This window comes from Candidatus Woesearchaeota archaeon (genome assembly GCA_003695435.1).
In the GTDB taxonomy this organism is placed as follows: Archaea; Nanobdellota; Nanobdellia; order Woesearchaeales; family UBA11576; genus J101.
In genome coordinates this window covers 1-5,319 of sequence record RFJL01000057.1, presented here as the reverse complement: position 1 = coordinate 5,319, position 5,319 = coordinate 1, and the positions used below count along the sequence as shown (strand labels likewise).

8 protein-coding genes are annotated in these 5,319 nt (G+C 41.4%); 6 read left to right on the top strand and 2 right to left on the bottom strand.

Annotated features, from left to right (window positions below):
* The coding region (locus D6774_04140; GenBank protein ID RME77539.1) for a peptidylprolyl isomerase at positions 1-114 on the bottom strand (114 nt) is incomplete at its 3' end.
* Between the two features lie 186 nt (positions 115-300).
* On the opposite strand from D6774_04140, the gene D6774_04135 reads away from it, so the two are divergent.
* Together D6774_04135 and D6774_04130 are read left to right on the top strand one after the other, a co-directional pair.
* A complete protein-coding gene (locus tag D6774_04135; GenBank protein ID RME77538.1) occupies positions 301-609 on the top strand; it encodes a hypothetical protein in 309 nt (102 codons plus the stop codon).
* A 99-nt stretch (positions 610-708) separates the two neighbouring features.
* Positions 709-1,902 (top strand): hypothetical protein, encoded by a 1,194-nt coding sequence (locus D6774_04130; protein ID RME77537.1) that lies wholly within the window; start codon positions 709-711, stop codon positions 1,900-1,902.
* 21 nt (positions 1,903-1,923) lie between these two features.
* On the opposite strand, the gene D6774_04125 is transcribed toward D6774_04130, so the two are convergent.
* Positions 1,924-2,223, bottom strand: a complete 300-nt coding sequence (locus D6774_04125) for a hypothetical protein (GenBank protein ID RME77536.1) — start codon at positions 2,221-2,223, stop codon at positions 1,924-1,926.
* A gap of 153 nt (positions 2,224-2,376) precedes the next feature.
* Between D6774_04125 and D6774_04120 the strand changes: the two genes are divergently transcribed.
* From D6774_04120 to D6774_04105, 4 genes are all read left to right on the top strand, one after another.
* Positions 2,377-2,976, top strand: coding sequence for a hypothetical protein (locus tag D6774_04120; GenBank protein ID RME77535.1), 600 nt, complete (start codon positions 2,377-2,379; stop codon positions 2,974-2,976).
* Between the two features lie 84 nt (positions 2,977-3,060).
* On the top strand, positions 3,061-3,318 hold the full coding sequence (locus D6774_04115; protein ID RME77534.1) for a 50S ribosomal protein L35ae: 258 nt from the start codon (positions 3,061-3,063) through the stop codon (positions 3,316-3,318).
* A gap of 230 nt (positions 3,319-3,548) precedes the next feature.
* Positions 3,549-4,547 carry a hypothetical protein gene (locus D6774_04110; protein RME77533.1) on the top strand — a complete coding sequence of 333 codons (999 nt, stop codon included), beginning with the start codon at positions 3,549-3,551 and terminating at the stop codon, positions 4,545-4,547.
* A partial coding sequence (locus D6774_04105) for a hypothetical protein (GenBank protein ID RME77532.1) occupies positions 4,544-5,319 on the top strand: 776 nt, incomplete at its 3' end. The genes D6774_04110 and D6774_04105, both read left to right, overlap by 4 nt.

Sequence of the window (5,319 nt, the reverse complement as noted above, 5' to 3'; positions counted from 1 at the left end):
TCGCTCCCTTGCAATGGCCTCAAACTGCGCACCATCTTTAAGCATTTCAAGAATGTCTTGAGCTTCAGGGCGAGAGCCCACAAGAATATGTTTACAATGGATTTTTTCTGTCATCTTGGTAACTAGTTCACCCCATATTTAAAACTCTTTTGGCAAACACTTATGAAATCTAACTTGTATAACATCTCCTGCACAGGGATGATTAAGGTGTTATATGATCAATCAAGGCAGAATACTCCAAAGGACATTGTTCCAAGGGATATCGTTTTTAAGAATTTTTTGAGTGGTGGCGGTCCTTACATGTATTCAAGAGATAATGAAGAGCGATTACGCAGTTCTTTTCCCCATCATGTTTTTAGGGGTTGTTATGTAAGGGATATAACAACAGTGCTTTCAACAGGAGTTGATTACCAACCCTTTGACCCTTCAAGGGGAATCTTTATTGGGGATGCCTACACTGCTTTGATGTATGCAAAAAATGCGATTTTAGTGTATGACAAAGAGCATTTCAAACCGCTTCCCTTTAATGATTGGGGACCTGACAACTGGCTCAAATATGTCTTTACCAAAAATCCAAGAGATGTTTTGGAAGCTATTCTTCTTGTGTAACCATAGTCAGCCTTTTCAAAAAATTTTGTTCAAAGATTTGTGAAAAGTTTACAATTCTTTCTTGTAAACCTTATTTAACACACGGATTGTTTTTAGCATGTGCAATTTGAACTTATCCTCATCTTAGTGCTCGGCATCCTTGCAGGCATTATCACAGGTCTCATACCAGGTATTCATATTAACTTAGTCTCAACACTTCTTGTTACTTTTTCACCTTTTCTTTTGCAACACACTTCTTTACTCTCGCTCGTCCTTTTCATTATAGCGATGTCAACAACGCATAGTTTTGTTGACGCTATTCCCAGTATTTTTTTAGGCGCACCTGATGCTGCGTATGCTGCAAGCATGCTTCCGGGCCATCGTTTACTTCATAAAGGTCAAGGATATGCTGCTGTGTATTGGACAGTTGTTGGAAGTTTTTTCGCGCTCTTGCTTTGCGTGTTGTTGATAGTTCCTCTTCTCAAACTTATTCCTTTTCTCGTATCTAGTACTAAAGAATTCTTGGGCTATTTGCTCGTCGTATTAGTTGCGCTTATGATAGTTCTCTCAAAACGTATTGTCAAAAGTACTCTTGCTTTTTTTCTTGCAGGTATTTTGGGGTATGTTGTGCTTAATTCCTCGGTACAAGAACCGCTGATGCCTTTGCTCTCAGGTTTGTTTGGCGTTTCTTTGTTGTTGGTAAGTTTTTTTGAGACTTCTACGTTTCCTCTACAAACGCTTCACCTGCCTGCTATTTCCAAGGGAGAGCAAGCAAAGGCGCTGGGTGCTGGAACACTTGCAGGGGTATGCACTGCGATATTTCCAGGACTTGGACCCGCACAAGGAGCAGTTCTTGCGTTACAGTTTTTCAAAGAAATCACTTCGGAAGGTTTTCTTATCTTGACAGGAGCGCTCAACACGGTCAACTTCGTTATTAGTCTTATTACTTTTTACACCTTAGATAAAGCACGTAATGGAAGCATTGTTGCCATAAATACTCTTGTTAAGTCCATCACGTTTTTTGACCTGGCGTATTTTTTTATCGTGTCAGTGATCGTTGGTGCAATGTGTGTTTTTGTTACGCTATTCATAGCACGACGAGCAAGTCTATTAATGAACATACTACCTTACAAGAAAGTTGTGATTGGCGTTATCGTGTTGATTGTGTTGGTCACTTTTTTTCTTGGCTCTTGGCAAGGAGTGTTTGTTTTATTGCTTGCAACTTCGGCGGGAATTGTTATTAATGCGTTGGGAGTTCCTAAACATTTCGGCATGGGTTGTTTATTACTGCCAACCATACTCTATTTTCTCTAGACCCTGTGCATTTTTTTCTTTTTAGTATGGCTTGCAGTTTCTTAGTCGCAACTGTTGCTTGGAGAGGGGAATTAAGAGTTGTGATGCTCCACAGTAGAAAAACGCCTCGCCAACACAATGATTCTTTGAGAGAAGTTTTTTAATTTTTACCAGTTGTCTTTTCGCTTTTGATACTCTGTGAGAACATTTTACTTCATACACGTCACACACTCCATCTTTAAACGCGAGAACATCAATTTCTGCAACTAGCCGTTTTCGTTTGGAGAACAGTGCAACATTGCGAACAATCACGTCGTATTCTGGCTTGATTTGCTGTATCAATTCGTCCACGTGGCGATCGTGCTTTAAAATAGGGGGTTCACCTCTTAACCAAACTCTTGTGGAGAAGATGGTTTCTAACTATAAAAATATTTGTTACTACCGATTATGGTGTAAGAATAATCTTTAAAAAGAAGGTGCTATTGTGGGAGTGTTATGAAGGGGAGGGTACTTGCAAAAGGTTTTCTTATCTTGTTCTTTGCTTTCTTTCTCGTAGGTTGCGTTACACACGAACAAGAAGAAATGCGTTTTCCTTCGCTCTTGGAAAAAATTCAATTGCTTGACGAGCAATTTGCAACGTCATATGCTCAGGAATCTTTGGGAGGTGTGATGATAGATCAGAAGAACATTGCTGCGTATCTTGCTGAACTTATCATGTTGCGTCAGGGGTTATCAGAGCAGTTGAAGGATTATTCTGTAATGAAGACATTTCTTGAAGCACGTATTGCTCAGCTTAAAGCACAAGATGCATGGTATGATGCGAATGCTCTTTTTTTAGAGCTTAGTCCTCTTAACAATTGCAGTCGCGCAGGAGATGTGCAAGACGCAGTAATTCTTTATGCCTCTGCACGAGACCAAGCAATGTTTGCAACGCGTGCATTAAAAGAAGTAGAATCAACAACATATGGCGTACTCCTTGGGAGGGGGGATGAAGCTCCTAAGTGGGTTATATCGGATCTCTCAGGGGTTGCCCAGCGTATTGAGGAAGGGAAATCTTTTGTTAGGGATGAGTGTGGGTTTGGTTTAGTTTCCTAATATGTTTTTAAGTGCTGTTTTCGGAGGTTTCTTCTCCAAATTTCTCCGCAATCTTTATAAACAGGTCGGAGTCTTGGAACCTCTATGGATGCAACTATTGTAAATTACAGAATGGGTAGGCATGTCCAAACGGGCAATCAGATGATTATCGTAATGAAGGATTGCACTGACAAGGAAACCGCTCAAAAAATGGTTGGTAAAACTGTTGTGTGGAAAACCTCTGCAGGTAAAGAGATCAAGGGTGAGGTGCGTGCTGCTCATGGAAACAAAGGAGCGTTGCGCGTGCTTTTTGAAAAAGGGATGCCTGGCCAGGCTGTTGGTACTCGGGTTGAGATTAAGTAAGTCTTTTTTTTTATCAACTGTTTAATACCATTTGGTATATATTCCGATTATTTTTTTTTGAGAATCATGGTTTATACCGTTTGGTATTAATACCATTAAATAAATTATTCAATTAAAATTATGCCATTTGGTATTTTTTGGTTTGGGCGGATTTTGGAGTGCATTTTAAAGAATTACACTACAAATACGGAACATTTATAAAAAAATACACCACCTCGCATTTATACCAAATGGTAAAAAAAGAGGTGCAACGAAACGACTACCTAGACTTCCTTAGTTCGCACACCCACGCATGCATCGTAGCACCACCCGGATTTGGAAAAACAACGCTTCTCTATCAATTTTCGCAACGCCTCAAGGAGCCAGTGTGCTATGTCGACTTCTCACGCATAGGCATGAGCCCAGACCAATTCGCCATAGACTACATTGGCTCCTTGCTCTTCTCACACCTCCAAAGACACCTCAAAGAAAAACCACTCTTTAGCGATCTTGACTACCTCAAAACACTTGACGTTCCAGGAAAAGAACTTATCGAAGAGCTCAGCGCAGAATTTGAAAAGAAAAAACCCAGCAACGAGCGTTTCGTCAAAATCGCACTCCAATTCTCACAACAATTCAACACCATTCTCATAGACAACTTCGACGCAATCCAAAGCCTCAACAACTACAAAGAGATCACCTCAGCAACAAAACTCTTCTTTGCACACTTACCCAAAAAACTCAAACTCACCACCTCACAAGATCTCAAACTTCCCATACCCACGAAAAAACTCCTTGCCTTTACAAGAAGTGAAGCACAGTGCACAGACGAAATCTACGAACTCACCCAAGGATACCCCGCAGCACTCACCTACTTCACCAAAGAATCCACCAAACAAGACTACATACGGGCACTTATCACACAAACACACCCCCTTCACCAATACCTCTTACGCCTGCTCGAGTCAGGCATTGCAAACGCAAGGGGAGCATCGCTTCTGGAAGTGGTCATGAAACACTTAGCGCTTAGTGCAAACATAACCCTAAGCGAACTCGCACTCAAAATCAACCGATCAGCACCAGTTACCAAATCACTTCTTGAAAGACTCATGGAAGTCGGCCTTGTCAAAAGAGATGCAAAACAGTTCAGCATAGCACTTTCAGTTCTCCAAGACTTTGCCTTCTATTACTACACAGGCATGACCTTTGACACGGTTGATGATAAAACACTCAAGGAGGTGATGGGATGAATAAAAAACTCCTCTTCACACTCCTCATAGCAATCTTCATCATAGGACTCCTCGCACAAACAGCGCAAGCACAATCAAACTCAAAATACTTCAGTGTAGGAGGAAAACTTAGCCAATCCATCGATAACTTCCTCTCAAAAGAACGTCTTGCAAACTACGCAGTTGTCGGCATTCTCTTTATCATACTAGGAGGACTCTGGCTTGAAAAAGGAAGGCAATCCTCAGGGGAGGACAATACGAAGTACTTCTACTACGTACTCTTCTTCATCCTAGCAATTATCGTCGTTGTGCAAACAACACCGCACGATGAATACATCTGGAAAAAGCCCTTCGTACAAGATACAAAAGAATACCTCTTCGGGGGAGATGGTTGCACCCTTAACGAAAAAGGCTTCTTCACTAAACCTGTAAAACTTGAACACGGCTATCAAAGAACGATAAACGGAGAAAAAGTCTGCAAACATCCCATCCTACGCGTAGGAGAACAAGGACGCGGACTACCTGTATTTATCATTGTCTTCATCATCACCCTCTTCGTACTCAAAAAATACAAAGAACAACTCGGCCTTGACAACTTAGATGGAGAAGGACTTACCACAAGCAAAGTCCTCTACTACTGTCTTGCATTCCTTCTCGCAGCAACCATCGCCTCAAGCGGACACACAAAAGATAGCGTACTACGCTTTGGAGGCTGGATTGTAGTACTACTCCTCTACGGAACATTCCGAGAACGACAACAAGAAGGACACGAAAAAAGCTGGCTCGCAATGGG